29 protein-coding genes are annotated in these 26,756 nt (G+C 60.6%); 14 read left to right on the top strand and 15 right to left on the bottom strand.

Annotation, left to right across the window (positions count from 1 at the left end):
• Positions 1 to 21: 21 nt before the first annotated feature.
• Positions 22 to 1,092 carry an alpha/beta hydrolase gene (locus ACZZ0G_RS20535; RefSeq protein ID WP_463557333.1) on the bottom strand — a complete coding sequence of 357 codons (1,071 nt, stop codon included), beginning with the start codon at positions 1,090 to 1,092 and terminating at the stop codon, positions 22 to 24.
• Positions 1,093 to 1,192: 100 nt separating this feature from the next.
• Positions 1,193 to 1,633, bottom strand: a complete 441-nt coding sequence (locus ACZZ0G_RS20530; protein WP_038363926.1) for a GlcG/HbpS family heme-binding protein — start codon at positions 1,631 to 1,633, stop codon at positions 1,193 to 1,195.
• A 268-nt stretch (positions 1,634 to 1,901) separates the two neighbouring features.
• Here ACZZ0G_RS20530 and gcl point away from each other — a divergent pair, with 268 nt between their 5' ends.
• From gcl to ACZZ0G_RS20490, 8 genes are all read left to right on the top strand, one after another.
• Positions 1,902 to 3,677, top strand: a complete 1,776-nt coding sequence (gcl, locus tag ACZZ0G_RS20525; protein WP_463557332.1) for a glyoxylate carboligase — start codon at positions 1,902 to 1,904, stop codon at positions 3,675 to 3,677.
• Between the two features lie 178 nt (positions 3,678 to 3,855).
• Positions 3,856 to 4,638: a hydroxypyruvate isomerase gene (hyi, locus tag ACZZ0G_RS20520; RefSeq protein WP_077571696.1), complete on the top strand. Its 783-nt coding sequence runs from the start codon at positions 3,856 to 3,858 to the stop codon at positions 4,636 to 4,638.
• A 161-nt stretch (positions 4,639 to 4,799) separates the two neighbouring features.
• Complete coding sequence (locus ACZZ0G_RS20515) at positions 4,800 to 5,693, top strand: 2-hydroxy-3-oxopropionate reductase (protein ID WP_463557331.1); 894 nt, start codon at positions 4,800 to 4,802, stop codon at positions 5,691 to 5,693.
• Between the two features lie 162 nt (positions 5,694 to 5,855).
• Entirely contained in the window at positions 5,856 to 7,130 is a 1,275-nt protein-coding gene (locus tag ACZZ0G_RS20510) for a glycerate kinase type-2 family protein (protein WP_463557330.1), read from the top strand.
• Complete coding sequence (pyk, locus tag ACZZ0G_RS20505; protein WP_463557329.1) at positions 7,127 to 8,542, top strand: pyruvate kinase; 1,416 nt, start codon at positions 7,127 to 7,129, stop codon at positions 8,540 to 8,542. The genes ACZZ0G_RS20510 and pyk overlap by 4 nt, the downstream gene beginning before the upstream one ends.
• A gap of 152 nt (positions 8,543 to 8,694) precedes the next feature.
• The gene (locus ACZZ0G_RS20500) at positions 8,695 to 9,609 is read left to right on the top strand and encodes an urea transporter (RefSeq protein WP_463557328.1); all 915 of its coding nucleotides are present in this window, start codon (positions 8,695 to 8,697) and stop codon (positions 9,607 to 9,609) included.
• Between the two features lie 21 nt (positions 9,610 to 9,630).
• Complete coding sequence (locus ACZZ0G_RS20495) at positions 9,631 to 10,455, top strand: ion transporter (protein WP_463557327.1); 825 nt, start codon at positions 9,631 to 9,633, stop codon at positions 10,453 to 10,455.
• A 104-nt stretch (positions 10,456 to 10,559) separates the two neighbouring features.
• A complete protein-coding gene (locus tag ACZZ0G_RS20490; RefSeq protein ID WP_463557326.1) occupies positions 10,560 to 11,570 on the top strand; it encodes a sulfate ABC transporter substrate-binding protein in 1,011 nt (336 codons plus the stop codon).
• Between the two features lie 240 nt (positions 11,571 to 11,810).
• On the opposite strand, the gene ACZZ0G_RS20485 is transcribed toward ACZZ0G_RS20490, so the two are convergent.
• The gene (locus ACZZ0G_RS20485) at positions 11,811 to 12,422 is read right to left on the bottom strand and encodes a DUF5666 domain-containing protein (RefSeq protein WP_463557325.1); all 612 of its coding nucleotides are present in this window, start codon (positions 12,420 to 12,422) and stop codon (positions 11,811 to 11,813) included.
• Between the two features lie 243 nt (positions 12,423 to 12,665).
• On the opposite strand from ACZZ0G_RS20485, the gene ACZZ0G_RS20480 reads away from it, so the two are divergent.
• Positions 12,666 to 13,853 carry an MFS transporter gene (locus tag ACZZ0G_RS20480; RefSeq protein WP_463557324.1) on the top strand — a complete coding sequence of 396 codons (1,188 nt, stop codon included), beginning with the start codon at positions 12,666 to 12,668 and terminating at the stop codon, positions 13,851 to 13,853.
• 69 nt (positions 13,854 to 13,922) lie between these two features.
• On the opposite strand, the gene ACZZ0G_RS20475 is transcribed toward ACZZ0G_RS20480, so the two are convergent.
• Positions 13,923 to 14,327 carry a type II toxin-antitoxin system HicB family antitoxin gene (locus ACZZ0G_RS20475; RefSeq protein ID WP_463557323.1) on the bottom strand — a complete coding sequence of 135 codons (405 nt, stop codon included), beginning with the start codon at positions 14,325 to 14,327 and terminating at the stop codon, positions 13,923 to 13,925.
• Entirely contained in the window at positions 14,327 to 14,539 is a 213-nt protein-coding gene (locus tag ACZZ0G_RS20470; protein ID WP_108226823.1) for a type II toxin-antitoxin system HicA family toxin, read from the bottom strand. Before ACZZ0G_RS20470 ends, ACZZ0G_RS20475 begins: the two co-directional genes overlap by 1 nt.
• Positions 14,540 to 14,759: 220 nt before the next feature.
• Here ACZZ0G_RS20470 and ACZZ0G_RS20465 point away from each other — a divergent pair, with 220 nt between their 5' ends.
• From ACZZ0G_RS20465 to ACZZ0G_RS20455, 3 genes are all read left to right on the top strand, one after another.
• Complete coding sequence (locus tag ACZZ0G_RS20465) at positions 14,760 to 15,416, top strand: peroxiredoxin-like family protein (protein ID WP_463557322.1); 657 nt, start codon at positions 14,760 to 14,762, stop codon at positions 15,414 to 15,416.
• A gap of 27 nt (positions 15,417 to 15,443) precedes the next feature.
• Entirely contained in the window at positions 15,444 to 16,163 is a 720-nt protein-coding gene (locus ACZZ0G_RS20460; RefSeq protein WP_463397176.1) for an SDR family oxidoreductase, read from the top strand.
• A gap of 148 nt (positions 16,164 to 16,311) precedes the next feature.
• Positions 16,312 to 17,190 (top strand): LysR family transcriptional regulator, encoded by an 879-nt coding sequence (locus ACZZ0G_RS20455; RefSeq protein ID WP_463557321.1) that lies wholly within the window; start codon positions 16,312 to 16,314, stop codon positions 17,188 to 17,190.
• Between the two features lie 65 nt (positions 17,191 to 17,255).
• On the opposite strand, the gene ACZZ0G_RS20450 is transcribed toward ACZZ0G_RS20455, so the two are convergent.
• The 10 genes from ACZZ0G_RS20450 to ccmA form a co-directional block, all read right to left on the bottom strand.
• Positions 17,256 to 17,660 carry a hypothetical protein gene (locus tag ACZZ0G_RS20450; RefSeq protein WP_158830025.1) on the bottom strand — a complete coding sequence of 135 codons (405 nt, stop codon included), beginning with the start codon at positions 17,658 to 17,660 and terminating at the stop codon, positions 17,256 to 17,258.
• Between the two features lie 25 nt (positions 17,661 to 17,685).
• The gene (ccmI, locus tag ACZZ0G_RS20445) at positions 17,686 to 18,888 is read right to left on the bottom strand and encodes a c-type cytochrome biogenesis protein CcmI (protein ID WP_463557320.1); all 1,203 of its coding nucleotides are present in this window, start codon (positions 18,886 to 18,888) and stop codon (positions 17,686 to 17,688) included.
• Positions 18,885 to 19,355 (bottom strand): cytochrome c-type biogenesis protein, encoded by a 471-nt coding sequence (locus tag ACZZ0G_RS20440; protein ID WP_463557319.1) that lies wholly within the window; start codon positions 19,353 to 19,355, stop codon positions 18,885 to 18,887. Before ACZZ0G_RS20440 ends, ccmI begins: the two co-directional genes overlap by 4 nt.
• Complete coding sequence (locus ACZZ0G_RS20435) at positions 19,352 to 19,888, bottom strand: DsbE family thiol:disulfide interchange protein (protein ID WP_016987490.1); 537 nt, start codon at positions 19,886 to 19,888, stop codon at positions 19,352 to 19,354. The genes ACZZ0G_RS20440 and ACZZ0G_RS20435 overlap by 4 nt, the downstream gene beginning before the upstream one ends.
• Positions 19,885 to 21,873, bottom strand: a complete 1,989-nt coding sequence (locus ACZZ0G_RS20430; protein ID WP_463557318.1) for a heme lyase CcmF/NrfE family subunit — start codon at positions 21,871 to 21,873, stop codon at positions 19,885 to 19,887. Before ACZZ0G_RS20430 ends, ACZZ0G_RS20435 begins: the two co-directional genes overlap by 4 nt.
• A gap of 3 nt (positions 21,874 to 21,876) precedes the next feature.
• Positions 21,877 to 22,332 carry a cytochrome c maturation protein CcmE gene (gene ccmE / locus ACZZ0G_RS20425; protein WP_463557317.1) on the bottom strand — a complete coding sequence of 152 codons (456 nt, stop codon included), beginning with the start codon at positions 22,330 to 22,332 and terminating at the stop codon, positions 21,877 to 21,879.
• Positions 22,329 to 22,505: a heme exporter protein CcmD gene (gene ccmD, locus ACZZ0G_RS20420; RefSeq protein WP_003222944.1), complete on the bottom strand. Its 177-nt coding sequence runs from the start codon at positions 22,503 to 22,505 to the stop codon at positions 22,329 to 22,331. The genes ccmE and ccmD overlap by 4 nt, the downstream gene beginning before the upstream one ends.
• Positions 22,502 to 23,257: a heme ABC transporter permease gene (locus ACZZ0G_RS20415; protein WP_016987487.1), complete on the bottom strand. Its 756-nt coding sequence runs from the start codon at positions 23,255 to 23,257 to the stop codon at positions 22,502 to 22,504. The genes ccmD and ACZZ0G_RS20415 overlap by 4 nt, the downstream gene beginning before the upstream one ends.
• 78 nt (positions 23,258 to 23,335) lie before the next feature.
• Entirely contained in the window at positions 23,336 to 24,004 is a 669-nt protein-coding gene (gene ccmB, locus ACZZ0G_RS20410) for a heme exporter protein CcmB (RefSeq protein WP_008083427.1), read from the bottom strand.
• Entirely contained in the window at positions 24,001 to 24,636 is a 636-nt protein-coding gene (gene ccmA, locus ACZZ0G_RS20405; protein WP_016987486.1) for a cytochrome c biogenesis heme-transporting ATPase CcmA, read from the bottom strand. The genes ccmB and ccmA overlap by 4 nt, the downstream gene beginning before the upstream one ends.
• A 197-nt stretch (positions 24,637 to 24,833) precedes the next feature.
• Here ccmA and fliK point away from each other — a divergent pair, with 197 nt between their 5' ends.
• Together fliK and ACZZ0G_RS20395 are read left to right on the top strand one after the other, a co-directional pair.
• On the top strand, positions 24,834 to 26,408 hold the full coding sequence (gene fliK, locus ACZZ0G_RS20400) for a flagellar hook-length control protein FliK (protein WP_463557316.1): 1,575 nt from the start codon (positions 24,834 to 24,836) through the stop codon (positions 26,406 to 26,408).
• On the top strand, positions 26,405 to 26,734 hold the full coding sequence (locus tag ACZZ0G_RS20395; RefSeq protein WP_463557315.1) for an EscU/YscU/HrcU family type III secretion system export apparatus switch protein: 330 nt from the start codon (positions 26,405 to 26,407) through the stop codon (positions 26,732 to 26,734). The genes fliK and ACZZ0G_RS20395 overlap by 4 nt, the downstream gene beginning before the upstream one ends.
• Positions 26,735 to 26,756 lie beyond the last annotated feature (22 nt).

The raw sequence follows: 26,756 nt of genomic DNA, 5'->3' as shown, positions 1-26,756 counted from the left end.
TCAAACCGATACACCCGCATCTCAAACCTCCTCCCCCATCAACCAGCGCAGTGCCTGCGGCAGCGAGGTGCTCCAGTCGTCCGGGAAGGTGTGTCCGGCCTCGTGGGTGCGGGATTTGACCTCGTTGCCGTCGCTGAACAATTGGCGGAAATCGGCGCTCATCTGTTGATTGCCCGGCCCTTCTTTTTTGCCATTGATGACAAACACACGCTTGCCGCGCGCCTTGCTTTCGGTGGGCGTCGGTTGATTGCCGCCGGGTGATAGCAGCAGTGCGCCGGCGTAATCGTCCGGGTGTTGCGCCAACAGCGCGCCGGCGTGTTGCGAACCTTGCGAGAAGCCCATCAGAAACACGCGTTTGCGGTCGATGCATTGCTGGGCTTCGAGGGCTTTGAGGCCTTTCTGCACGGTTTCATGGGTGCCTTCGAAACCGGGGCCGATCCAGCGGAAGCTGTCGACCGCGTTGATCATTTGCGTGCCGTTTATCCCCAGAATGATTGCGCCGGTGTCGGCCAGCGGCTGGTAGTCTGCATCCAGCTCGCCATTGACGCCGTAACCGTGCAGCCACACCACCACCGGGCGGCAGGCTTTGGGCGCAGGGATCTTCGCCGACGGATTGAGCACGGAAATCGCGCCAACCTTGCCCTCGGCGATTTTCTTGTACCGCTGCTGCGCGCTGGCCAGTACGGATTTGTAGGTGGCGGTGTCGCGGAGCTCGGAGAAGTCTTCGTCCCCTGCCAGCAGCGGGCCGAACCACAGGCCACGGTCATCGGCCTCCTGCAGATAGCGCAGCGCCAGTCGGTCATCGCCACGGCGGGCAAACAGCGCCGCCACCTGATAAGGCGCCAGCAGTTGCTTGGGATCTTCACGGGAGGCTGCCAGGTAAACCGCAATTGCCTGCAACGTGTCGGTTTCTTCGAGCTTCTCGGCCCGCTCCATCAACTCCGGTACATCGTCGGCGTTGAGCAGTGCAGAAACCACCGGGCTCAGCGCGTTAAAGGCGATTTCGTCGGCGTCGGGGGCTTCCGTCGCATGCAGGACGGGCGTGCAGAGGGTGATGGCGGCGGCCATCGTCATGGCAAATAGCGTCTTCACGCAGATCTTCCTTGATACATAAACGAGAGGGGCGGCAGTCTATAGACCCCGCCCCGCTTCGTCATCATCACGCCATCAGACGTGCTGATTTATTTTCCGGTCAGGCCGCCACCCCCGCATCCGCGCGCAGCTCCAGCGCCTCCACCGCTTTAATGGCGACTTGCTCATCGATGTCCGACAGATCGCCGCTGATGCCGATCGCGCCCAGCACGTTCCCCGCCTGATCCCGAATCAACACGCCGCCCGGCGCCGGCACGACGCTGCCCTGGCCCATGCTGTTCAGTGCGGCAATAAAGGCCGGGCGTTGTTGCGCGTCGAGTGCCAGCAGGCGTGAGCCTTTGCCCAGGGCGATGGCGCCCCAGGCTTTGCCGATGGCGATGTTCGGGCGCAGCAGGCTGGCGCCGTCTTCACGTTGCAGGGTGATCAGGTGGCCGCCGGTATCGAGTACCGCAATGGTCAGCGGCGCAGCGTTGATGCCGCGCCCTGCGTTGATGGCTTCGTTGACCAGATTGACTGCGACTTTCAAGGTTAAAGCGCTCATGGTGCCGTCCTCATTTTGTTATAGGGAAAGTCGTGGACCTGCGCTTTTCTGCCGCAGGCCGATGCAACAAATAGAACACAATGAGTTATTTTTTTGTATACAATAATTTTCGAAAAGCGCCACATGCGACGAAAAGCCACACTCAGGCGGGCTTCCGACGAATGAAACAGGCGCTTGAGAAAATGGATTGACCTGCGCCGTCCGCCGTGAATACACTCTGCGCAAAGCCACTTGTATACAATTACAAAACGTAAAGAGGCACAAAACCATGAGCAAAATGAGAGCAATCGAAGCCGCCGTTCTGGTGATGCGCCGTGAAGGGGTTGATACCGCTTTTGGCATCCCGGGCGCTGCCATCAACCCGCTGTACTCCGCCTTGCAGAAAGTCGGTGGCATCGATCACGTCCTTGCTCGCCACGTTGAAGGCGCCTCGCACATGGCCGAGGGCTACACCCGCACCAAGGCCGGCAACATCGGCGTGTGTATCGGCACTTCCGGCCCTGCCGGTACCGACATGGTCACCGGGCTCTACAGCGCCTCGGCCGACTCGATTCCAATCCTCTGCATCACCGGCCAGGCACCCCGCGCCCGTATGCACAAGGAAGACTTCCAGGCTGTCGACATCACCAGCATCGTCAAGCCAGTCACCAAGTGGGCGACCACTGTCCTGGAACCGGGCCAAGTGCCTTACGCGTTCCAGAAAGCGTTTTTTGAAATGCGCTCCGGCCGTCCAGGCCCAGTGCTGATCGACCTGCCGTTCGACGTGCAGATGGCCGAAATCGAGTTCGACATCGACGCTTACCAGCCGCTGCCATTGGCCAAACCGACCGCGACCCGCGTTCAGGTCGAGAAGGCTCTGGATCTGTTGGATCAGGCTGAGCGCCCACTGTTGGTTGCCGGTGGCGGCATCATCAACGCCGACGCCAGCGATCTGCTGGTTGAATTCGCTGAGCTGACCGGCATCCCGGTGATCCCGACCCTGATGGGCTGGGGCACCATCCCGGACGATCACCCGTTGATGGTCGGTATGGTCGGTCTGCAGACTTCGCACCGTTACGGCAACGCGACCATGCTGAAATCCGACGTGGTGTTGGGTATCGGCAACCGTTGGGCTAACCGTCACACCGGTTCGGTTGACGTTTACACCGAAGGCCGCAAGTTCATTCACGTCGACATCGAAGGCACGCAGATCGGTCGTGTGTTCACGCCGGATCTGGGCATCGTTTCCGACGCCGCCGCTGCGCTGACCGTGTTCATCGAAGTGGCGCGTGAATGGCAAGCCGCCGGCAAGCTGAAAAACCGCAGTGCCTGGTTGCAGGACTGCCAGCAGCGCAAAGCCAGCCTGCATCGCAAGACTCACTTCGACAACGTACCGGTGAAACCACAGCGCGTTTACGAAGAAATGAACCAGGTGTTCGGCAAGGACACCTGCTACGTCAGCACCATTGGTCTGTCGCAGATTGCCGGCGCGCAGTTCCTGCACGTCTACAAGCCGCGTCACTGGATCAACTGTGGCCAGGCCGGCCCGTTGGGCTGGACCATTCCGGCAGCGCTGGGCGTGGTGAAGGCCGATCCGAGCCGGAAAGTCGTGGCCCTGTCGGGGGACTATGACTTCCAGTTCATGATCGAAGAACTGGCGGTCGGCGCTCAGTTCAAACTGCCGTACATCCACGTTGTGGTGAACAACTCGTACCTGGGCCTGATCCGTCAGGCACAGCGCGGGTTCGAAATGGACTACTGCGTGCAACTGTCCTTCGATAACCTGAACGCGCCGGAACTCAACGGTTACGGTGTTGACCACGTCGCAGTGGCTGAAGGCCTCGGCTGTAAAGCGCTGCGTGTGTTCGAACCATCGGAAATCGCCCCTGCCCTGCGCAAGGCCGAACAGATGATCGAAGAGTTCAAAGTGCCGGTGATCGTCGAGATCATTCTGGAGCGTGTGACCAACATCTCCATGGGTACCGAGATCAACGCCGTCAACGAATTCGAAGACCTGGCGCTGGTCGGCAACGATGCGCCAACGGCGATTTCGCTGCTTGATTGATTGCTTTTAGCCCCCTCTCCCCTTGGGAGAGGGCTGGGGTGAGGGAAAGGTTTTGCGGTGCTCGCACAATCGGGATCAGACTCAGGATCCCCCTCACCCTAACCCTCTCCCCCAGGGGAGGGGACTGATCGCGATCAATCTGACCAACCGTGTCACATCCGTTTTTTAGGAGACCACCATGCCGCGTTTCGCAGCCAACCTGTCCATGCTGTTCACCGAACAGGATTTCCTTGCCCGTTTCGACGCCGCCGCCAAGGCTGGTTTCAGCGGTGTCGAGTACCTGTTCCCGTACGACTTCAGCTCCGCTGAAATCAAGGCCAAGCTCGACGCCAACGGTCTGACCCAAGTGCTGTTCAACCTGCCGGCCGGTGACTGGGCCAAGGGCGAGCGCGGTATCGCGTGCCTGCCGGATCGGGTTGAAGAGTTCCGCGCCGGTGTCGATCTGGCCATCGCTTACGCGCAAGTGCTGGGCAACACCCAGATCAACTGCCTGGCCGGTATCCGCCCGCAAGGCGTTGATGATGCAACCGTAGAAAAAACCTTCGTCGCCAACCTGAAATACGCCGCCGACAAGCTGCAGGCAGCGGGCATCAAACTGGTGATGGAAGCGATCAACACCCGTGACATCCCGGGTTTCTACCTGAACAACACGGCGCAAGCCCTGTCGATTCGCGAGCAGGTCGGCAGCGCCAATCTGTTCCTGCAATACGACATCTATCACATGCAAATCATGGAAGGCGATCTGGCCCGCACCCTGCAATCGCACCTGGGCGAGATCAACCATGTGCAGCTCGCGGACAACCCGGGGCGCAACGAACCAGGCACCGGTGAAATCAACTACCGGTTCCTGTTCGAACACCTCGACCGCATCGGTTATCAAGGTTGGGTTGGTTGCGAATACAAGCCGCTGACCACGACTGAAGCGGGCCTGGGCTGGTTGAAAACCCACAACGCAATTTAAGAACACTGCAAAAAACCTGTGGGAGCGAGCTTGCTCGCGAATGCGGTGGTTCAGTCAACACGGATATTGAATGTTCCACCGCATTCGTGAGCAAGCTCACTCCCACACTGAACAGCTCCGCCCTATTTGCTTGAGCAAGACAAAAACAAGAGGATTTTCTCATGGCTAAAATCGGATTTATCGGCACCGGCATCATGGGCCACCCAATGGCTTCGAACCTGCAGAAAGCCGGTCACAACCTGTTCCTGTCGGCGCACCACGACGCCGCTCCTGCTGATCTGGTTGCCGCTGGCGCCGTCGCCCTGGCCAACCCGCGCGAAGTGGCACAGGAAGCTGAATTCATCATCGTCATGGTGCCGGATACCCCACAGGTAGACGACGTACTGTTCCGCGCCGACGGCGTTGCCGCCGGCCTGAGCAAAGGCAAAATCGTCATCGACATGAGCTCGATCTCGCCGACTGCGACCAAAGCTTTCGCCGCGAAGATTAACGAGAAAGGCGCGCAATACCTCGACGCCCCGGTTTCCGGCGGTGAAGTCGGCGCCAAGGCCGCGACCCTGAGCATCATGATCGGTGGCGACGCCGATGCCTTCGAACGCGCTCTGCCGCTGTTCCAGGCCATGGGCAAGAACATCACCCTGGTCGGTGGTAATGGTGACGGTCAAACCGCCAAAGTCGCCAACCAGATCATCGTCGCGCTGAACATTCAGGCCGTGGCTGAAGCCCTGCTGTTCGCCTCGAAAAACGGTGCCGATCCGGCCAAGGTGCGTGAAGCACTGATGGGTGGTTTCGCTTCCTCGAAGATCCTTGAAGTGCACGGCGAGCGCATGATCAAAGGCACTTTCGATCCAGGCTTCCGCATCAGCCTGCACCAGAAAGACCTGAACCTGGCCCTGCAAGGCGCCAAAGAGCTGAACATCAACCTGCCAAACACCGCCAACGCCCAGCAAGTGTTCAGCACCTGCGCCGCGATCGGTGGCAGCAACTGGGATCACTCGGCGCTGATCAAAGGTCTGGAACACATGGCCAACTTCTCGATTCGCGACAAAAAATAAGCCCTGCCCCGTCGCTCGTTCCCACGCTCTGCGTGGGAATGCAGCCCGGGACGCTCCGCGTCCCTGCCGAAGCGGACGCAGAGCGTCCATTGAGGCATTCCCACGCAGAGCGTGGGAACGATCATCAGCATTAACCAAGAACAATAAGATTGGGAGCCCGCCATGTCGGTCGATCCGCAACAACTGCTGCGCGAGCTGTTTGCCACAGCCATCGACGCGGCCCATCCGAACCAGGTCCTCGAAGCCCATCTGCCTGCCGATCGTACCGGCCGGGTGATCGTCATCGGTGCCGGCAAAGCCGCCGCCGCCATGGCGCAAGTGGTCGAGCGCAGCTGGGAAGGTGAAGTGTCTGGCCTGGTTGTGACCCGTTACGGTCACGGCGCCCCGTGCGAAAAAATCGAAGTGGTCGAAGCCGCGCATCCGGTGCCGGACGCTGCCGGTCTGGCCGTGGCCAAACGCGTGCTCGAACTGGTCAGCAACCTGACGGAAGACGACCGCGTGATCTTCCTGCTCTCCGGTGGCGGCTCGGCCCTGCTGGCGTTGCCGGCCGCAGGCATTACCCTCGCCGACAAGCAATCGATCAACAAAGCCCTGCTCAAATCCGGCGCGACCATCGGCGAGATGAACTGCGTGCGCAAGCACCTCTCGGCGATCAAGGGCGGCCGTCTCGGCAAGGCCTGCTGGCCAGCCACTGTCTACACCTACGCGATTTCCGATGTGCCGGGCGACCTCGCCACGGTCATCGCTTCCGGCCCGACCGTGGCCGATCCAAGCACCTCCGCCGAAGCGCTGGCGATCATCAAACGCTACGGCATCGAGATTCCGGTTTCGGTGCGCAGCTGGTTGCAAAGTCCTGAGTCGGAAACCGTCAAACCCGGTGATCCGAGCCTGGCGCGCAGCCACTTCCAATTGATCGCCCGCCCTCAGCAATCGCTGGATGCGGCGGCGGTGAAATGCCGTCAGGCCGGTTTCAGCACGCTGATCCTTGGCGACCTCGAAGGTGAGTCGCGCGAAGTGGCGAAAGTCCACGCCGGCATCGCTCGCCAGATCATCAATCACGGCCAGCCACTCGCAGCGCCGTGCGTGATTCTCTCCGGCGGCGAAACCACCGTGACCGTGCGCGGCAATGGCCGTGGCGGACGCAATGCCGAATTCCTTCTGAGCCTGACCGAAAATCTTAAAGGCCAGCCTGGCGTCTACGCGCTGGCCGGTGACACCGACGGCATCGACGGCTCGGAAGACAACGCCGGGGCGATCATGACCCCGGACAGCTACGCCTGCGCCGCCGCCCTCGGTTTGAGCGCCAGCGACGAGCTGGATAACAACAACGGCTACGGCTATTTCGCGGCGCTCGATGCGCTGATCGTCACCGAGCCGACCCGCACCAACGTCAACGACTTCCGCGCCATTCTGATCCTTGAGAGCTGCAAATCATGACGCCTGATAAAAAGGTCAAAATCCTCGCCACCCTCGGGCCTGCTGTCGATGGCATCGAAGACATCCGTGAACTGGTCGAGGTCGGGGTGAATATTTTCCGCCTGAACTTCAGCCACGGCGATCACGCCGACCACGCCAAGCGCTATCAGTGGATCCGCGAAGTCGAGCGCCAGCTCAACTATCCGCTGGGCATTCTGATGGACTTGCAGGGGCCGAAACTGCGCGTCGGCAAGTTCGCTGACGGCAAGGTGCAGCTGCATCGTGGTCAGGCCTTCCGTCTCGATCTGGACGCAACACCGGGCGATGAGCGCCGGGTAAATCTGCCGCATCCGGAGATCATTGCCGCGCTGGAAGCCGGTATGGATCTGCTGCTCGACGACGGCAAACTGCGTCTGCGCGTGGTAACCAAATACGCTGACGCGATCGATACCACCGTGCTCAATGGCGGCGAACTGTCGGACCGCAAAGGCGTCAACGTGCCGCAAGCGGTGCTCGACCTCAGCCCGCTGACCGCCAAGGATCGCCGCGACCTGAGCTTCGGTCTGGAACTGGGCGTGGACTGGGTCGCGCTGTCGTTTGTGCAGCGCCCGCAAGACATCGTCGAAGCCCGCGCACTGATCGGCGACAAAGCCTTTTTGATGGCGAAAATCGAGAAGCCTTCCGCCGTTGAACAGCTGCGTGAAATCGCTGAACTGAGCGACGCGATCATGGTTGCTCGCGGTGATCTCGGCGTTGAAGTGCCCGCCGAAAGCGTGCCGCAGATTCAGAAAAACATCATCACTATCTGCCGCGAACTCGGTAAACCGGTGGTGGTGGCGACGCAGATGCTGGAGTCGATGCGCTTCTCCCCTGCCCCGACCCGCGCCGAGGTGACTGACGTTGCCAACGCCGTGGCCGAAGGCGCCGATGCGGTGATGCTGTCGGCGGAAACGGCGTCCGGCGAATACCCACTCGAAGCTGTGCAGATGATGAGCAAGATCATTCGTCAGGTGGAAAACGGCCCGGATTATCAGACGCAGCTCGACGTCAGTCGGCCGAAGGCTGAAGCGACGGTTTCCGATGCGATCAGCTGCGCGATCCGTCGCATCAGCAACGTGCTGCCGGTCGCGGTGCTGGTCAATTACAGCGAGTCGGGTACCTCGAGTTTGCGTGCAGCGCGGGAACGGCCGAAAGCGCCGATCCTCAACCTGACGCCGAACCTGCAAACCGCGCGGCGTCTGAGCGTGGCGTGGGGGATTCACTCGGTGGTCAACGATCGCCTGCGTCAGGTCGATGAGGTTTGCTCGACGGCGCTGGAAATCGCCCAGGCTCAGGGTATGGCCGAGCGTGGTGACACGCTGCTGATCACTGCCGGCGTGCCGTTTGGTCAGCCTGGGTCGACTAACTCGCTGCGGATCGAAACGTTGATTTAACCGCCCACCATGATCGTTCCCACGCTCCGCGTGGGAATGCGGCCCGGGACGCTCTGCGTCCCAAGAGCAGACGCAGAGCGTCCTTTGAGGCATTCCCACGCAGACGGTTCGACGCCTCGACGTGGGAACGATCAGTAACGAATGAACTGCCCATGCCTGCCAATCATTTCAACACCCACTGCCCCGACTGGGCCGAGGCTTTGCTCAACGGTTTCAGTCAAATATTCCTCCAGCGCCATCCGCTGTGCGGCCTGCTGTGCCTGTTGGCGATCCTGCTGACCGCACCCGTGCTGTTCGCCGGAGCGCTGCTCGGTGCCGTCGCCGGTTTGCTCACTGCACAACGACGCAACTACGCCAAGGCTGATCGCCAGGCCGGACTGTTCAGCTACAACGGCATTTTGCTCGGTCTGCTGCTGAGCCTGTATTTCCCGTGGTCGCCGATGCTGCCGCCGCTGATTCTCGCCGCCGGCGGCTTGAGCGCAATGGCCACACAGCAATGGCTCAAACATGTCTACCGCAGCCGCTCCATTCCGGCTTATACCTCGCCGTTCGTGGCGCTGAGCTGGATCCTGCTGCTGTTCGCCGAACCGTCAGCGCCGATGGCGCACATCGAGATGAACACGCTGAACTTGCTCGCCGCCGAGCTGCGCGGTTTGGGCCAGGTGATGTTCCTTGGTCATCCGCTGGCCGGCGCGCTCATCGCCATTGGTTTGCTGATGGCTGATCGCCGGGCGTTCTGCTGGGCAATGCTGGCGTCAGCCATCGGTCTGGCCTCGAGCCTGCTGCACCACGAAACCAGCGCTGCGCTCTTGGGTTTGGGCAGCTACAACGCCGTATTGGCCGCACTCGCGTTCTCTGCGCAACGACAACAACCGTGGCTGCCGCTGCTCGGTATCGTTCTCGCGCTGCTGGTCACGCCGCTGTTTGCAGCGGTTGGCCTTGCGACCCTGACCGCGCCGTTCATCCTCGCCGGCTGGCTGATCCGCGCCGGTATCCAGATGCTCGGCAAAACCCCGGTCGAGCGTGCGCCTTGCGCTCATGGGGAGAATCAACCTAGGCTGCGCTGATCTTCGATTCAGGCGTTATCCATGGACAGCAGCAACAGTTGGCGCGAACGGCTTTACGTCATGATTTTCCAAAGCGACACCCTCGCCGGGCGTCGCTTCGACGGCATCTTGCTGTTGATCATCCTCGCCAGTCTGGTGATCGTGATGCTCGACAGCATCGACAGCATTCACCAGAACTACGCCGACGTGCTGGCCTACATCGAGTGGGGCTTCACGATCATCTTTCTCGGCGAGTACATCCTGCGTCTTTATTGCTCACCGAAACCCTTGCGCTACGCCTTCAGCTTTTACGGGTTGGTGGATTTGCTGGCGATCGTGCCCGGCATCCTCGCCCTGTATTACAGCGACGCGCAGTACCTGCTGATCATTCGGATCATCCGCATGCTGCGGATTTTCCGCGTGCTCAAACTCAGCCCGTACCTCAAGCAAGCCAACTATTTGATGTCGGCGCTGCGTGGCAGCAAGCAGAAAATCGTCGTGTTTCTGGTCAGCGTCTGCACGCTGGTGACGGTGTTCGGCACCTTGATGTACGTGATCGAAGGCCCGGAACACGGCTTCACCAGCATTCCCAAAGGCATCTATTGGGCGATCGTCACGCTGACCACGGTGGGCTTCGGCGACATCGTGCCGAAGACCGCGCTGGGCCAGGTGATTTCATCGCTGGTGATGATCACCGGTTATTCGATCATCGCCGTGCCGACGGGGATTTTCACCGCCGAACTGGCCAACGCCATGCGCGGTGAACAGCTGCAACACGACTGCCCGGTGTGCAAGAAAAACAGCCATGAACACGGCGCCGCGTTCTGCTCGCGATGTGGCAACGCACTGTTCAAGAAACTGGAATAAGCAAAGAGCTTTTTAATCTTTAAACGACTATGCGCACCCCGTTATAGTCAGTGGCAATTGAACATCACCCCCTGCTCCTACACCGATAAAACAAGGAATGCGCAGTGAAAAAACTCTTTGGCGCCTCACTTCTCGCCGCCGGCCTGGCCTTGGCCAACATCGCTCAGGCAGCCCCGACGCTGCTCAACGTTTCCTACGACGTGATGCGCGATTTCTACAAGGACTACAACACTGCGTTCCAGAAACACTGGCAAGCCGAGCACAACGAAAACATCACCGTACAGATGTCCTTCGGCGGTTCGAGCAAGCAAGCGCGCTCGGTGATCGATGGCCTGCCGGCTGACGTCATCACCATGAACATGGCCACCGACATCAACGCCCTCGCCGACAACGGCAAACTGGTGCCGGAGAACTGGGTCACGCGCCTGCCGAACAACAGCGCGCCGTTCACTTCGGCCACGGTGTTTATCGTCCGCAAAGGCAACCCGAAAGCCCTGAAAGACTGGCCGGATCTGCTCAAGGACGGCGTGCAAGTGATCGTGCCGAACCCGAAAACCTCAGGTAACGGCCGCTACACCTACCTCTCGGCCTGGGGTTACGTGCTGAAGAACGGCGGCGACGAGAACAAGGCCAAGGACTTCGTCGGCAAACTGTTCAAGCAAGCGCCGGTACTGGACACCGGTGGCCGCGCCGCCACCACCACGTTCATGACCAACCAGATCGGCGACGTGCTGGTGACCTTCGAAAACGAAGCGGAAATGATCGCCCGCGAGTTTGGTCGTGATCAGTTTGAAGTGATCTATCCGAGTGTATCGGCTGAGGCTGAGCCACCGGTGTCGGTGGTCGATAAAGTGGTCGATAAAGTGGTCGACAAGAAAGGCTCGCGGGCAGCGGCGGATGAGTACTTGAAGTATCTGTGGTCGCCGGAAGGTCAGGAGATTGCTGCGGCGAACTACCTGCGTCCGCGTGACCCGGCGGTGCTGGCGAAGTACACCGATCGTTTCCCGAAAGTTGATTTCCTTTCGGTTGAGAAGACCTTCGGCGACTGGCGCACCGTGCAAAAGACTCACTTCAATGATGGTGGGGTTTTCGATCAGATCTATACCGGCCAGTAACAGTTAAGCTGACATGAAAAAGGCGACCCTCAACGGTCGCCTTTTTTTGTGGCCGCTTTACCCTCACCCCAGCCCTCTCCCGGAGGGAGAGGGGGCCGACCGAGGTGTCTCGGGTCAAACATCGACCTGAAAGATTGCGTCGATTATGGATTCACTAAATCACGTTCAGGTCGGCGCACCTTCGAAGCATCCCCCAATCAGTCCCCTCTCCCTCCGGGAGAGGGCTAGGGTGAGGGGCTTTTACATCGGCGGGGTGACCCCATCCTTACCCGCAGAAATCGATTGCGCGGTCAACGTGCCATCCGCGCTCTGCGTTACAAACATGACAATCTTCACCCCGACCTTGAGCAAGCTCCGATCCCCCGGCTCCAGATTGACGATCGGCACATCCTCCGGCACCAGAATCTTCTGTTGCCCGCCCTTGTAGTTCACCGTCAGCACCCGCCCGTTGCTCACCACCAGATCGCCGACGCTGCCATTGGTCATGCTGCTGCCCTTGGCCAGATCGAACGGCCGATGACCGTCGCCACTGCCCGCCAGCTCCGGCGGGAATACATGAACTTCCAGCGCCTTGAGCGTGCCATCCTCCTGCGGAGTTGCCGCCGAACCGATGTAGCTGCCGGGCTTGATGTCTTCGATATTGGCCAGGGTGACGGCGCGAACCTTGGTCTCATCGGTCAACTGAATCACCACGTTCTCACCGCTGTTGACGTGGACTTTGAGGCTGTCGGCGCTGACCCCGGTGATCTCGCCGCGCACACCCATGCGCATCCCCGGTGCATCAGCGGCCTGCACGCTCGTCGCGCCGAGCAGGCTGATCAGGACAATCGTTGCGATAAGGCGAAGCTTCATGGCAATCCTCCGGTCATGAATGTTGAACAAGCCGATGCAAACATAAGCACGCTATCGAACAGGATGTAAGTGAATGTATCATCGACCCGCAACGGTCGGACGCAAGGTCCGCCGATGGATGACAAGTCGATAGCATCGGGTCATTCCGCAACGGAATAACTGATATCAACCGCCGGCGTCTTCTGCCTGCCCGGTTTGTCCCATAGCCTCACCGCACTCCCTTTCGCTGGATCGAGAAACCTTATGACCACCACCGCTCACGCAATGACCCGAGGCATGGTGCTGCTGTTCGCCTTCTGCTGCGGCGCCATCGTTGCCAACATTTACTACGCGCAGCCAATCATCGGTCTTATCGCGCCGGACATTGGTCTCTCCGACACCATGGCCAGCTTCATCGTCTCGCTGACGCAGATTGGCTATGCGCTGGGCCTGTTCTTTCTGGTGCCGCTCGGTGATCTGCTGGAAAACCGCCGGTTGATGATCATCACCACGGTGGTGGCGATTGCCAGCCTGTTGGCGGCGGCGTTTACCGATCAACCGAATGTGTTTTTGCTGATCTCTTTGTTGGTGGGCTTCAGTTCGGTGTCGGTGCAGATTCTGATTCCACTGGCCGCGCACTTGGCGCCGGAAGAATCCCGTGGTCGTGTGGTCGGCGGGATCATGGGCGGTCTGCTGCTGGGTATTCTGCTGGCACGGCCGGTGTCGAGTGTGGTCGCCGACCATTTCGGCTGGCGGGCGATGTTCATGATTGCTGCCGCATTGATGGCGGCAATCAGCGTTGTCTTGGCACTGACCGTGCCCAAGCGCCAACCCGATCACAGCGCCACCTATGGCCAACTGATCGGTTCGCTGTGGACGCTGTTGCGCCAGCAACCGGTATTGCGTCAGCGAGCGTTTTATCAGGGCTGCATGTTCGCCACGTTCAGCCTGTTCTGGACTGCGGTGCCGCTGGAACTGGCGCGTAACCATGGTTTGTCGCAAAGCGAAATTGCGATCTTCGCCCTGGTCGGCGCCATCGGTGCTATCGCCGCCCCCATCAGCGGACGCCTGGCCGACGCCGGCCACACCCGCATCGCCTCGCTGCTGGCCATGCTGTTCGCCAGCCTGAGCTTCCTGCCCGCCTTCATCCACCCGGCCTACAGTGTCATCGGCCTGGCCGTGACCGGCGTGGTGCTCGACTTCTGCGTGCAGATGAACATGGTCCTCGGCCAACGCGCTGTTTACTCGCTGGACGCGAAAAGCCGTGGCCGTCTGAACGCGCTGTACATGACCAGCATTTTCATCGGCGGCGCGTTTGGTTCGTCGGTGGCCAGTGCGGTGTACGAGCATGGCGGCTGGTTGTGGATCGTGATTGTCGGCAGTGTGTTTCCGCTGTTGGCGTTGTTGCGGTTTTTGAGTGCTTCGCAGCGCGGCTCATTGGCAACGGCGTAAGGCGTTAGAAGCTTCGCGAGCAAGCTCGCTCCCACAGGTTATTCACTACGCCCGTGGGAGCGATGACGTTCAATATCGAACCAGTTTTTCCATCGCCGCGTCCGCCAGAAAGGAGGAGCGGCTTTTGACGTTGTGTTCGCGCACATAACGATCGATTCGCTGGATCACGTAACCGGGCAGCGTCACGTTGACCTTCTCGGTCTTGCCGAGATACGGCGAGATATCCAGTTCCAGCATGCCCCAGCCCATATCGGCGAATTCCGGATTACTACGATGAGCAGATGCCGATGTCGGCATAGGAATCGAATCACCGTCCGCCGCAACCTCTTGCAGCATGATGTGGGCGATTTCAACCGCCGCATTGTAGGCATCTTCAAAGCTGTCCCCTGCCGTAACGGCGCCGGGAATATCGGGAATCTGAATACCGATGGCGGTATTTTCGTCACCCCATTCGATGCAGATTGGATATTGCATTATGGATCTCCTTGGTAACTGGCTGGCGGGTTGTACAACCCGGCACGCCTCCTGATGCTTTTGACCGTCCCCAGTGGCAAATCCTTTTTCGGGTGAGGGACGGGAATCGTGTACGGGTTGTATCGGTGAGTGAAGATGTGATGACTGCCGGTGATCCGATCCAGCACCCACCCAGCCTCCTCCAGCTCCTTGATCAATTGCCTGCTTTGCACCCATCGCCTCCTTGGCCTGGTCTTTTAAAAATAACCCTAGAGTTATCTTTACTCAAGCACAGAAAACCGCAAAGCGACGTCCGGTTGTTTTGCAGAGTGTGAGTTTTCATTCATTCCCGCCGAGCATGAATGCTATGCCCCGCACCGGCGTTCCCCCGCGCGCCCCTTACGGTCACTCTTGAACCCAGCCACTACCGGCGCTTCTTCAGGACTTTCGACCATGACCCTGCAAGCAAAACTCGATGCCTTCAAAGCTGACTTCAAGGCCGGCAAACCGCCTTACAACGCCCCTGCCGATATCCACCCGGTGATGGAGCGGGCCACCGCCGAACTGATTGCCTCCGGTGCTGCCAGCCGTGCCTTGAAGGTCGGCGACATGGCGCCGCTGTTCACTCTGAAAGATCCTGAGGGCAATGCGGTCTCTTCCGCCGATCGGCTGGCGCAGGGGCCGTTGGTGCTGACGTTTTATCGTGGCGTCTGGTGCCCGTACTGCAATATGGAGTTGCAAGCATTACACGCGTTTCTGCCGGTGCTTCAAAACGCCGGGGCGAGTCTGCTGGCGATTTCACCGCAGATCGCCGCCAACAGCCGCAAGTCGCAACGCATCAATGAACTGCAATTTCCGATCCTCAGCGACCCGCGTAATGACGTGGCGGCAGCCTTCGGGCTGCGCTTCGAGTTGCCGGACTACCTGATCGATCTGTACAAAAATCTGCGCAATGATCTGCCGAGCTTCAATGATGATCCGGCCTGGACCTTGCCGATGCCGGCGCGGTATGTGATCGGTCAGGATGGCGTGATTCGTTACGCCGAGGTCAACCCGGATTACACTCAGCGTCCCGAGCCTGAAGCGATGCTGGATGCATTGCGCGGCTGAATCGATGATCCATGCCCTGGAGTTGCCATGACCCGACGTACTTTCCTCATCACTGGCGCCAGCAAAGGCATTGGCCGGGCGCTGGCCGAACATCTCGACCGCGCCGGGCATCGGGTGGTGGGGATTGCTCGCCAGCCGGATCTGAGCTTTCCGGGCATTCTGTTTCCGCTGGACCTGAGCGATCGCAAGTTGACCGGTGAGGTTCTCGCAGAACTGGCGCGTACGTATGAGTTCGATGGGCTGGTGAACAACGTCGGGCTGGTACGACCGCAAGCGTTGGGCGATATCGATCTGGATGCCTTCGACGACGTGATGCGGCTGAATCTGCATTCGGCGTTGCAGGCGACTCAGGCACTGTTGCCGGGGATGCGCACACGCGGCTGGGGCCGGGTGGTGAATATTTCCAGCCTCACGGTGCTGGGGATTACCCAGCGCACGGCGTATGCAGCGGCAAAAGCGGCGTTGGTCAGCTTTACCCGTTCGTGGGCGCTGGAGTTGGCGCAAACCGGGATCACCGTGAACGCCGTGGCACCGGGGCCGACCGAAACCGAACTGTTCCGCGCCAACAATCCGCCGGGCAGTGAAGGCGAAGCACGCTATCTGGCCGGGGTGCCGATGGGACGGCTTGGTCAGCCGGAAGAGATTGCGTCAGCGATTGCATTTTTGCTGTCCGAGCAGAGCGGCTTCATCACCGGGCAAACCCTGTTTGTCGATGGCGGCGCCTCAGTCGGCAAAGCCGCATTCTAATCAACAACACAAATCCCCTGTAGGAGTGAGCCTGCTCGCGATAGCGTCCGTCCAGCGGACATCGATTTGACTGACACACCGCTATCGCGAGCAGGCTCACTCCTACAGAGGTTCCATGATGACTTCGAGATTTTAGTAAGGAACGCAGATGGACCGCCTCGCCGCCATGGAAACCTTCGTCTGCGTCGTCGAAACCGGCTCGTTTTCCGCCGCCGCCCGGCGCCTGAACATTGGCCAGCCCGCCGTCTCGAAAACCATCGCGCATCTGGAAAAACGCTTGGCCGTCAGCCTGCTCCTGCGCTCGACCCGAGGCCTGACCCCGACCGAAGCCGGACTGGCCTTTTTCGAACGGGCCAAACGCGCACTCGAGGAAGCCGACGAGGCCGACAACGCCGCCCGTGGCAGCGCCAGCGGTCTGAGCGGCAACCTGCGCATCAGTGCCGCCGTGACCTTCGGCCGCCTGCACATCGTGCCGCAACTGGGGCCGTTCCTCGATCAGCACCCACAACTGAACATCGACCTGATGCTCGACGACCGCAACATCAACCTGGTTGAAGAAGGCATCGACGTTGCCTTCCGCATGGGTGCACTCACCGACTCAGGACTCACCGCCCGCAAGATCGCCGACTGCCGCCGCGTGGTGCTTGGCACCCCGGCCTACTTTGCCAAGCACGGCGAACCGAGCTGCCCTGCCGAACTGAGCAAACACCAGGCGGTCGTCTACAACCTCGGCGGAGGTACCACCTGGGAGTTCGCCAAAGGTTCTGAAAAACAATCCGTCATCATCAGCGCACGCCTGCGCGTCAGCGCCGCCGAAGGTGTGCGCGAAGCCGTACTGGCCAATCAGGGCCTGACCCTCGCTTCCGAGTGGATGTTCGCCCCGGAACTGGCCAGCGGCGCGGTGAAAACCGTCATGCACGACTGGACCCTGCCCGATCTGGATTTATGGGCGGTGTTTCCAACGGGGAGAATGGCCAGTGCCAAGGCGCGGGCGTTTGTTGAGTATGTTCAGGGGGTGCTGACCTAGCGAATACCCGCGAACGTTTCAAACAACAGAAAAAAAACGGCGATCAAAAGATCGCCGTTTTCGTTTTACTGCCCGAACTGCTTGCCCAACCCCGGCGGTACGCCGTGGATGTTGGTGTCTTCCCACGGGCCGTTAGGGCTGATCGAGCGGCTCCAGCCGTTGTTCCAGCGGTAGTAGGTGCGTTGGCGGTAGAAGGTGTTGGTCTGGTCGTCGAGGACGTAGACGCCGAGTTTCTGATCCCAGTGGCTGTTGCCGCCCGGTGGCGGGGCGAAGCTGGCCGAAGTGCGCGGCACCGGTTTGGCTGGTTTCGCCGGGATGCTTTTGCCGGGCGTTGGTGAAGTCGACGGGGTCGGGCTCGGTTGCGACGGCGGGATCGGCGGCAGGTTGGTGGTCGGTTCAGGTCGTTGCACCGCACATGCACTCAAGCCCAGGGCCAGTGTGAGGACTGTGATTCGGGCGATGGTGTGCATGGCGGTGCTTTCCTGTTGTGCCCGGCTATTTGTCCGGGCTGTCGATGGTCAGTTTTTGTAGCGCAGTGGTGCTGCTGGCCAGCGGGCCGCTGCGACCGACCCATTCGCCGGCAGTCGGTTGGCCGGCGCGGGAGATGCGCGCAACCAGTTGGACTTCAGGGAAGTTCGACAGTTTCAATTGCGGCATCATTGCGTCGCCATCGCCGAGTTCGACGGTCATCGGCAGATCGGCCACGGTCAGGCGTTTGGCCGCCAGCGGGGCCGGTGGGCCAGAGGTGGCGCGGGCGAAGATGAACACGCTGTCGCCCGGTTGCACTTTGCCTTTGAGCTCGCTGGCCAGATCGACGCTGACTTTCAACAGCGCGGCTTTCGCGGCGACCGGGGCAGCAGCGACCTTGCCGCCGCTGGCTTCGAGACGCTCGGCGGCGCGTTTGATCCCGCCTTGCAGCGCGGCGCGGGAATTGTCTTCCGGCGGCAATTGCGCCAGCAAGCGAGTCCAGTAGTCGATGGCTTCCTGATAGCGCTCGCCTTCGAACGCAGCGATGCCGAGCAGACCGAGACTGGTAACTTCTTTCGGATCAGCCTTCAGCGCTTCGTCGGTCAACGCCTGAATCTTCGCCGACCATTTCTTGCCATCCGCAAAATACTGCGCCTGCGCCCATTGGCCGAGCAGTTCCGGCTGACGACCGGCCAAGTTGGCCGCGCGTTCGAACATCTTCGCCGCGTCCGCCGGACGCTCCTGAGCCATGTAGGTGCGGCCAAGGAAATACAGCCCTTCTGCAGAATCCGGTTGTGCCGCGACGGCACGCTCCAGACGCTGGGTCATCTCTTCCATCGACTGCGGCGCCTGGGCGAATTCGCGGGTCAGCTCGACTTTGTCGGCAGCGCCGAAATGCATGTACAGACCCAGGCCCAACACCGGCACCAACACGGCCGCCAGCAACGGCAACGGTTTGCCCAGTCGGGAAACCCGTGGCGCGCTGACACCCTCGGTATCCGCCAGCAACTCACGTGCAGCCTCGGCACGGCCACTGTCCATTTGCGCGGCGTCGAGCACGCCCTCGGCCTGTTGCGATTGCAACTCGGCAACACGCTCCTGATACAACGCAACGTTCAGGGCAGTTCGATCCTCTTCACGCTGGGCGCGACGTTCGCGCAAAACCGGGATCAGCAGAAAACTCAGGGCGACCAGAAGCAACAGCCCTGCGGCAAGCCAGAAATCAATCATTCTTGGTTTTTATCCAACAGTTGGTCGAGGCGCTGACGCTCATCGGCGCTAAGCGATTGCGGGGTTTCGGTACGCTGTCCGCGACGACGGCGGACGATCACCGCAATCACCACCAAACCACCGAGCAGCAGCCCGGCCGGGCCGAACCACAGCAGCGCTGTCTTGGCGTTGAGCGCCGGTTTGTAGCGGACGAAATCACCGTAGCGATCGACCATGAAGTCGATGATCTGCTGGTTATCCTTGCCCTCGCCGAGCATGCGGAAAATCTCTTTACGCAGGTCAGCAGCAATAGGCGCATTGGAGTCAGCGATGTCCTGATTCTGGCACTTGGGGCAGCGCAACTCTTTGGTCAACTCGCGGAAACGCTCGCGATCAGCTTCTTTGGCGAACTCGTAAGTGTCGATCGCGGCATGGGCCACACCGGCCAGACTAAAGCCCAATACCAGCGCCGCTAAAAAACGCTTCATGGCTTGGCCTCATCGACCAGCGCCTGATACTTGGCGGCAAGTTTTTCGCGCCAGACCTGCTCGTCGATCACACCCACATACTTGTCGCGGATGATGCCCTTGGCGTCGATGAAGAAGGTTTCCGGCGCGCCGTACACACCGAGGTTCAAGCCCAGCGAGCCTTCGTCGTCGCGGATGTCCAGCACGTACGGATTGTGGAATTCGGCCAGCCACTTCAAGGCATCGGCGTTGGTGTCCTTGTAGTTGATGCCGTAGATCACCACGCCGCGCTCGGCGAGTTTGTTCAGCACCGGATGCTCGACCCGGCAGGAAATGCACCAGGTGCCCCAGACGTTGACCAGCGCCGGTTTGCCAAGAATGTCAGCCTTGGTCAGGCTCTTGTCGCCCTGCACGTTCGGCAGGGAAAACTCCGGGAACGGCTTGTTGATCATCGCCGACGGCAACTCCGCCGGATCAAGGTACAGACCGCGATAAAGAAACACCGCCACCAGCAGAAAAATCGCCAGTGGCACCAGCATCAACCAACGTCTCATGCAGCCGCTCCCGTCATGCCCAGCGCTTCACGCACCTTGGCTTTCACCTTGACCCGATAACGTCGATCCAGTGCCGCCAGCAAACCACCGAAACCGGTGAGCAAGCCGCCGAACCAGATCCAGCGCACGAACGGTTTGACGTGTACGCGCACCGCCCAGGCGCCGTTGTCCAGCGGTTCGCCGAGGGCAACGTAAAGGTCACGGGTGAAACCGGCGTCGATGCCGGCTTCGGTCATCATCGAACTTTGCACGGTGTACAGACGTTTTTCCGGGTGCAGCACGCTGATTTCCTTGCCGTCGCGGATCACCCGAATGGTGCCCTTATCGGAGGTGAAGTTCGGCCCTTCGAAGTGTTTGGCGCCTTCGAAGACAAAGTGATAACCGGCCAGGTCCATCGACTCGCCCGGCGCCAGACGCAGGTCGCGTTCGGCACTGTTCTGACTCGACAAGACCACGCCCAGCGCACACACGGCGATACCGAGGTGGGCGATCTGCATGCCCCAATAACTGCGGGTCAGCGTCGGCAAACCTTTGATCAGGCCTTTGTGGCGAGTCTTGTCGAAGATGTCGCGCACGCCGGCCAGCAAAACCCACGCAGCGAGCAGGAAGGTCGCGATCACCGCCCAATTGAAATCGCCGTAAGCGACACCGGCCACCACCGCCAGTGCGACGCTGCCGAGCAGCACTGGCGTGAGCATGCCGGCCAGCCATTTCACTGGAGTGTCCTTCCAACGGACGATCACGCCGACCGCCATGACCATCATCAGCAGCGCCATCAACGGAATGAACAGCGCATTGAAGTACGGCGGGCCGACCGACATCTTGGCGCCGCTGATCGCATCGAGAATCAGCGGATACAGGGTGCCGAGCAGGATCATCGACGCGGCGACGACCAGCACCAGGTTGTTGCCCAGCAACAGGGTTTCCCGCGACCACAGGTTGAAACCGACCTGGCTCTTGACCACGGGTGCGCGCAGGGCGAACAGCGTCAGCGAGCCGCCGACCACGAACAACAGGAAGATCAGGATGAACACGCCGCGCTCCGGATCGGAGGCGAACGCGTGCACCGAGGTCAGCACGCCGGATCGAACGAGGAACGTCCCGAGCAGGCTCAGCGAGAACGCTGCAATCGCCAGCAACACCGTCCAGCTCTTGAACACGCCACGTTTTTCCGTGACCGCCAGCGAGTGGATCAACGCGGTGCCGACCAGCCAAGGCATGAAGGAGGCGTTTTCCACCGGGTCCCAGAACCACCAGCCGCCCCAGCCGAGTTCGTAGTAAGCCCACCACGAACCGAGGGTGATGCCGATGCCGAGGAAGGCCCAGGCGACGATGGTCCATGGCCGCGACCAGCGTGCCCACGCGGCATCAAGACGACCGCCCATCAACGCCGCGATGGCAAAGGCGAAGGCCACCGAAAAACCGACGTAGCCCATGTACAACATTGGCGGGTGAACGATCAGACCGATGTCTTGCAGCAACGGATTGAGGTCAGCGCCATTGCTGGGCATTTGCGGCAGGATGCGTTTGAACGGGTTGGACGTCAGGATCAGAAACAGCAGGAAGCCGGTGCTGATCATGCCCATCACCGCCAGCACACGGGCGAGCATGACTTGCGGCAACTGCCGCGAGAACACCGACACCGCGAACGTCCAGCCGCCGAGAATCAATGCCCACAGCAGCAGCGACCCTTCGTGAGCGCCCCACACCGCGCTGAATTTGTAATACCACGGCAAAGCAGTATTGGAGTTGTTGGCGACATAGGCGACGGAGAAGTCATCGCTCATGAACGCGTAGGTCAGAATGCCGAACGCAAACAGCAAAAACGCAAACTGCCCCCAGGCGGCCGGCTGGGCCAGACTCATCCAGAACCGATCGCCGCGCCAGGCACCGACCAATGGCACCACGGCCTGCACTAGCGCAAAACACAGCGCCAGAATCATCGCCAGATGGCCCAATTCAGGAATAAAAATCGCCGACGTCATCGATCAACGCTCCTTCGCAGGCGTTGGTGCGGATTGACCGCTGTCTTTCAAGGCTTTGGTCACTTCCGGCGGCATGTACTTCTCATCGTGTTTGGCCAGCACTTCATCGGCGACGACAACGCCATCAGCGTTGATCTTGCCCAACGCCACGATGCCCTGCCCTTCGCGGAACAGATCCGGGAGGATGCCGCGATAGGCGATGGTCACGGATTTATTGAAATCGGTGACGACGAATTTGACGTCAAGGGAATCCGGCGAACGTTGCAGCGACCCCTTTTCGACCATGCCGCCGGCACGGATGCGCGTATCTTGCGGCGCTTCGCCGTTGGCGATCTGGGTCGGCGTGTAGAACAGATTGATGTTCTGCTGCAGGGCGCTCAAGGCCAGGCCGACGGCAGCGCCGACCCCGACCAGAATGGCCAGAATGATGATCAGACGTTTCTTGCGCAGCGGATTCACTTGCCATTCTCCCGGCGCAGACGACGCGCCTCTTGTTGCAGATAGCGCTTGCGGGCCGCAATCGGCGCTACCACGTTGAGGATCAGCACCGCCAGACAGATGCCGTAAGCCGACCAGACATACAGGCCATGATGGCCCATGGCGAGGAAGTCGCCGAATGAAGCAAAACTCATCGAGCGGCCTCCAGACTGTGCTGCACTTCTTCTTTCACCCAACTGGCGCGGGCTTCACGCTTGAGCACTTCAAGACGCATGCGCAGCAACAGCACGGCACCAAAGAAGCAGTAGAAGCCCAGCACCGTCAGCAGCAGCGGCAGCCACATTTCCGCTGGCATCGCCGGTTTTTCCGTGAGGGTGAAGGTCGCGCCCTGGTGCAGGGTGTTCCACCACTCCACCGAGTATTTGATGATCGGGATGTTGATCACGCCGACGATGGCCAGCACCGCGCAGGCCTTGGCCGCGCTGTCGCGGTTGCTGATGGCATTGCCCAGCGCGATCACGCCGAAATACAGGAATAGCAGAATCAGCATCGAGGTCAGGCGCGCGTCCCAGACCCACCACGAGCCCCACGTCGGTTTGCCCCAGATCGCCCCGGTGACCAGCGCCACGGCGGTCATCCACGCGCCGATCGGTGCGGCGCATTGCAGGGCGACGTCGGCCAGTTTCATCTTCCACACCAGCCCGACCACACCGCACACCGCCAGCATCACGTAGATCGACTGAGCGAGCATCGCGGCAGGTACGTGAATGTAGATGATGCGAAAGCTGTTGCCTTGCTGATAATCCGGCGGCGCGAAGGCCAGGCCCCAAACGACGCCGACGCCAATCAGCAGCAACGCTGCGATGCTCAACCACGGCAGGAACTTGCTGCTGATGCCGTAGAACCACTTGGGCGAGCCGAGCTTGTGAAACCAGGTCCAGTTCATACTGTTTCCATCACGGGTGCCGCTCATCGGTGTGAGCAGTCTCAGGGTCTTTGCTGGTTAAATTTTAACCAGACCTCATTATTCGCCGACGCTGATCTTCAGGCCAGCAGCTATTGCAAAAGGTGTCAGGGTGATCGCCAGAGCGGTCAGGCTACCCAGCCACAGCAGATAACCGGTCGCCGGCATGCCTTGGAGGGCTGCCTGCAAGGCGCCACTGCCGAGGATCAACACCGGGATGTACAACGGCAGGATCAGCAGCGCCAGCAACAGGCCGCCACGTTTCAAACCGACCGTCAGTGCCGCGCCCACCGCGCCGAGCAAGCTCAGCACCGGTGTGCCCAACAGCAACGAAAACAGCAAAACCGGCAGGCAGGCGGCAGGCAAACCGAGCATCAACGCCAGCAGCGGTGAGAGCAAAACCAGAGCCAATCCAGAGAAAAGCCAGTGTGCCAGCACCTTGGCCAAGACCAGAAGTGGCAGCGGGTGCGACGAAAGGACCCACTGTTCCAGCGAGCCATCTTCGAAATCACTGCGGAACAGCCCGTCCAGCGAGAGCAGGACAGACAAAAGCGCCGCCACCCAGACTAACCCGGGGGACAGGTTTTGCAACACTTGAGTTTCCGGGCCGACGGCCAGCGGGAACAAAGCGATGACGATGGCGAAGAAAATCAGCGGATTGGCCAGTTCCGCCGGGCGGCGAAACAGCAGTCGGGATTCACGGGCAACCAGCAGGCCAAACACACTCATACTGCCCAGTTCCCCAGATCGATGTCGCGATAACCGGCCGGCATCCGGCTCAGCGTGTGGTGCGTGGTCAACACCACCAGACCGCCGCGTTCGCAGTGCCCGGCCAGATGTTCTTCGAGCTGCGCCACGCCTTGTTTATCGAGGGCAGTGAACGGCTCATCGAGAATCCACAGCGGTGGGCTGTCCAGATACAACCGCGCCAACGCCACACGGCGCTGCTGACCGGCAGACAGGCTGTGACAGGGAACATCTTCGAAGCCGCGCAATCCTACTGCTGCCAAGGCTTGCCAGATGGCCTCGCGTTCGGCGGGATGATGCAGGGCACAGAGCCAGGAGAGGTTTTCTTCCGGGGTCAGCAGATCCTTGATCCCGGCGGCGTGGCCGATCCACAGCAGGTTGCGTGCGAGTTCGCTGCGTTGTTCGGTCAGCGGCTGGCCATTGAGCAGGACTTGCCCGGCGGTCGGCTGCATCAGCCCGGACAGTAAACGTAACAGGCTGGTTTTACCGCTGCCGTTGGGGCCGCTGATCTGCACCATATCGCCGCTGGCCAGTCTCAATTCGAGATTTTCGAAGAGCAGCCGCAGATCACGTTCACACGCGAGGGCAACGGTTTGCAGGACAGGACTGGTCAAGGGATCACGGGCCTTATACGGTTCAAGTCGGCTCTGGTGCGGCCGTTAAAGAGATGCAGCATAGATGCATTGACGGCTCGATCCAGAGAGCTGGGTCAAACAATTGCTATGTTTTTTATTCGAAGCGCAAGACGGGCGGCATTATACATGCCGTGCCTTACTCTCAAGAGTGCAATTTCCTCAGGTTGTGTCCGCGTATGACAGGCGAAATGAACATCCTCCCGCTCCCGCCCACCACCCCGGCGACCGTTCGCCCGCAGGTCGGTGAGCTGCTCAAGCTGCTGACCCCGGTCGAAGGCCTGATCGGCGCCGGGCAAAGCGCCAAAGCCGAGGTGTTGTCGCTCAAGCAGGCGGATCAGACCTTTGAACTGCTATTGAAGGTCACCCTAGATAACGGTCGCCAAACCACCGTGCAGGCCAGCAGCAATCTGCCGCTGCTTCAGGGCACCAGTCTGGCGATCACTCAGCCCTCGGCGGGCAACCTGGCGATCACCGTGCAACAAGCCATCGCCAGCAGCGTCGCCACGCTCACCCGCATCGATACTGCGCAATTGCCTGTAGGCACCTTGCTGCAAGGCAAAGTATTGACCTCGCAAGTGCTGCCGCAGACGCCGGGGCAAGCCGCGGTATTCCGTTCGCTGGTCACTCTGCTCAACACCGCACAGAGCGGCAGCACCCTGACCATCGACAGCCCACAACCGCTGCGCATCGGCACCTTGCTGTCGGCGCTGGTGGAAGATGCACAAACGCTGAAGTTCCAGCCCATGAGCAGTCGTCAGGAACAATTGGCCGTGAGTCAGCAACTGCTCGGCCAACAAAGTCGTCAAGCTTCGCTGACCGGATTGCTGAACGCCCTGCAGAACCTGCCGCCGCCGACCGACCAAAGCTCTGCTGATCTGCGCGCGGTGGTCGACAAACTCCTTGCCAGCCTGCCGGACGTGCAACAACTGAGCACCGCCAAAGGCGTCGCACTGGCGCTGGCCAACAGCGGCGCGTTCCTCGAAGCAAAACTGCTGACCGGCCAGAACCCGACGCTGGCTCCGGACATGAAAGCCGATCTGCTCAAGCTGATCGCACAACTGACCCCGGGTCTGCCGAGCAGCACCAGTTTCAACGCGATCATCGCCGCCAACACCTTGGCGCAAGCGCTGCCAAGCTTCGTCCGCAACGCCCTCGGCATGCTTGGCCAGGTCAGTGCCAAACCCGTGCCCAGTAGCTTTCCGCTGCCCGAGCGTTTGCTGCAAAGTCAGGACGGCGAAGGCGATCTGGAACAGTTGTTGCGCCTCGCTGCTGCCGCCGTTTCACGCCTGCAAAGTCATCAACTGTCGAGTCTGGAGCAGACCGGCGTCACCGACGACGGGCGCCTGCTCAGCACCTGGCAGCTGGAGATCCCCATGCGCAACCTGCAGGACATCGTGCCGTTGCAGGTCAAGTTCCAACGTGAAGAAGCGCCGGAGCGAGAGCCGCAACCCAACGAACGCCGTGACGAGCGCGAGCCCAAGCAACAACTGTGGCGCGTCGATCTGGCGTTCGACATGGAACCGCTCGGGCCGATGCAGATTCAGGCGCAGTTGATCGCCGGCAGCCTTTCCAGTCAACTGTGGGCCGAACGGCCGTACACCGCCGACCTGATCGAAAGCAACCTGTTTGCCCTGCGCCAGCGCCTGCTCGATCGCGGGCTTAACGTCGGCGACATCGACTGCCACCTCGGCACGCCGCCGCAAGGCAACCAAACCCGTCTCGAACACCGCTGGGTCGACGAAACCGCATGAACGATTCCACTGCCCCACGCCAGGCCATCGCCCTCAAATACGACGGCAGCCACGCGCCAACCCTCACCGCCAAGGGTGATGACGAACTGGCCGAAGAAATCCTGCGCATTGCTCGCGATTGCGAAGTGCCGATTTATGAGAACGCTGAACTGGTGCGCTTGCTCGCGCGGATGGAATTGGGCGACAGCATTCCCGAAGAGCTGTACCGCACGATCGCCGAGATCATCGCGTTTGCGTGGAATCTGAAGGGCAAATTCCCCGAAGGGCAGGATCCGGATGCGCCGATGGTCGAGAAGCATGTAACCGATCGCGGGGATGATTACTGATCGTTCCCACGCTCTGCGTGGG

It is taken from the genome of Pseudomonas sp. AC169 (assembly GCF_979258515.1).
This window is presented reverse-complemented; position numbering and strand designations above follow the sequence as displayed.

What these genes read in the sequence shown, in the direction of transcription:
- ACZZ0G_RS20530 (WP_038363926.1), bottom strand. Translation starts at nt 1,633, where the DNA reads ATGAGCGCTTTAACCTTGAAAGTCGCAGTCAATCTGGTCAACGAAGCC.
- gcl (WP_463557332.1), top strand. Translation starts at nt 1,902, where the DNA reads ATGAGCAAAATGAGAGCAATCGAAGCCGCCGTTCTGGTGATGCGCCGT.
- hyi (WP_077571696.1), top strand. Translation starts at nt 3,856, where the DNA reads ATGCCGCGTTTCGCAGCCAACCTGTCCATGCTGTTCACCGAACAGGAT.
- ACZZ0G_RS20515 (WP_463557331.1), top strand. Translation starts at nt 4,800, where the DNA reads ATGGCTAAAATCGGATTTATCGGCACCGGCATCATGGGCCACCCAATG.
- ACZZ0G_RS20510 (WP_463557330.1), top strand. Translation starts at nt 5,856, where the DNA reads ATGTCGGTCGATCCGCAACAACTGCTGCGCGAGCTGTTTGCCACAGCC.
- pyk (WP_463557329.1), top strand. Translation starts at nt 7,127, where the DNA reads ATGACGCCTGATAAAAAGGTCAAAATCCTCGCCACCCTCGGGCCTGCT.
- ACZZ0G_RS20500 (WP_463557328.1), top strand. Translation starts at nt 8,695, where the DNA reads ATGCCTGCCAATCATTTCAACACCCACTGCCCCGACTGGGCCGAGGCT.
- ACZZ0G_RS20495 (WP_463557327.1), top strand. Translation starts at nt 9,631, where the DNA reads ATGGACAGCAGCAACAGTTGGCGCGAACGGCTTTACGTCATGATTTTC.
- ACZZ0G_RS20485 (WP_463557325.1), bottom strand. Translation starts at nt 12,422, where the DNA reads ATGAAGCTTCGCCTTATCGCAACGATTGTCCTGATCAGCCTGCTCGGC.
- ACZZ0G_RS20480 (WP_463557324.1), top strand. Translation starts at nt 12,666, where the DNA reads ATGACCACCACCGCTCACGCAATGACCCGAGGCATGGTGCTGCTGTTC.
- ACZZ0G_RS20475 (WP_463557323.1), bottom strand. Translation starts at nt 14,327, where the DNA reads ATGCAATATCCAATCTGCATCGAATGGGGTGACGAAAATACCGCCATC.
- ACZZ0G_RS20465 (WP_463557322.1), top strand. Translation starts at nt 14,760, where the DNA reads ATGACCCTGCAAGCAAAACTCGATGCCTTCAAAGCTGACTTCAAGGCC.
- ACZZ0G_RS20460 (WP_463397176.1), top strand. Translation starts at nt 15,444, where the DNA reads ATGACCCGACGTACTTTCCTCATCACTGGCGCCAGCAAAGGCATTGGC.
- ACZZ0G_RS20455 (WP_463557321.1), top strand. Translation starts at nt 16,312, where the DNA reads ATGGACCGCCTCGCCGCCATGGAAACCTTCGTCTGCGTCGTCGAAACC.
- ACZZ0G_RS20450 (WP_158830025.1), bottom strand. Translation starts at nt 17,660, where the DNA reads ATGCACACCATCGCCCGAATCACAGTCCTCACACTGGCCCTGGGCTTG.
- ccmI (WP_463557320.1), bottom strand. Translation starts at nt 18,888, where the DNA reads ATGATTGATTTCTGGCTTGCCGCAGGGCTGTTGCTTCTGGTCGCCCTG.
- ACZZ0G_RS20440 (WP_463557319.1), bottom strand. Translation starts at nt 19,355, where the DNA reads ATGAAGCGTTTTTTAGCGGCGCTGGTATTGGGCTTTAGTCTGGCCGGT.
- ACZZ0G_RS20435 (WP_016987490.1), bottom strand. Translation starts at nt 19,888, where the DNA reads ATGAGACGTTGGTTGATGCTGGTGCCACTGGCGATTTTTCTGCTGGTG.
- ACZZ0G_RS20430 (WP_463557318.1), bottom strand. Translation starts at nt 21,873, where the DNA reads ATGACGTCGGCGATTTTTATTCCTGAATTGGGCCATCTGGCGATGATT.
- ccmD (WP_003222944.1), bottom strand. Translation starts at nt 22,505, where the DNA reads ATGAGTTTTGCTTCATTCGGCGACTTCCTCGCCATGGGCCATCATGGC.
- ACZZ0G_RS20415 (WP_016987487.1), bottom strand. Translation starts at nt 23,257, where the DNA reads ATGAACTGGACCTGGTTTCACAAGCTCGGCTCGCCCAAGTGGTTCTAC.
- ccmB (WP_008083427.1), bottom strand. Translation starts at nt 24,004, where the DNA reads ATGAGTGTGTTTGGCCTGCTGGTTGCCCGTGAATCCCGACTGCTGTTT.
- fliK (WP_463557316.1), top strand. Translation starts at nt 24,834, where the DNA reads ATGACAGGCGAAATGAACATCCTCCCGCTCCCGCCCACCACCCCGGCG.
- ACZZ0G_RS20395 (WP_463557315.1), top strand. Translation starts at nt 26,405, where the DNA reads ATGAACGATTCCACTGCCCCACGCCAGGCCATCGCCCTCAAATACGAC.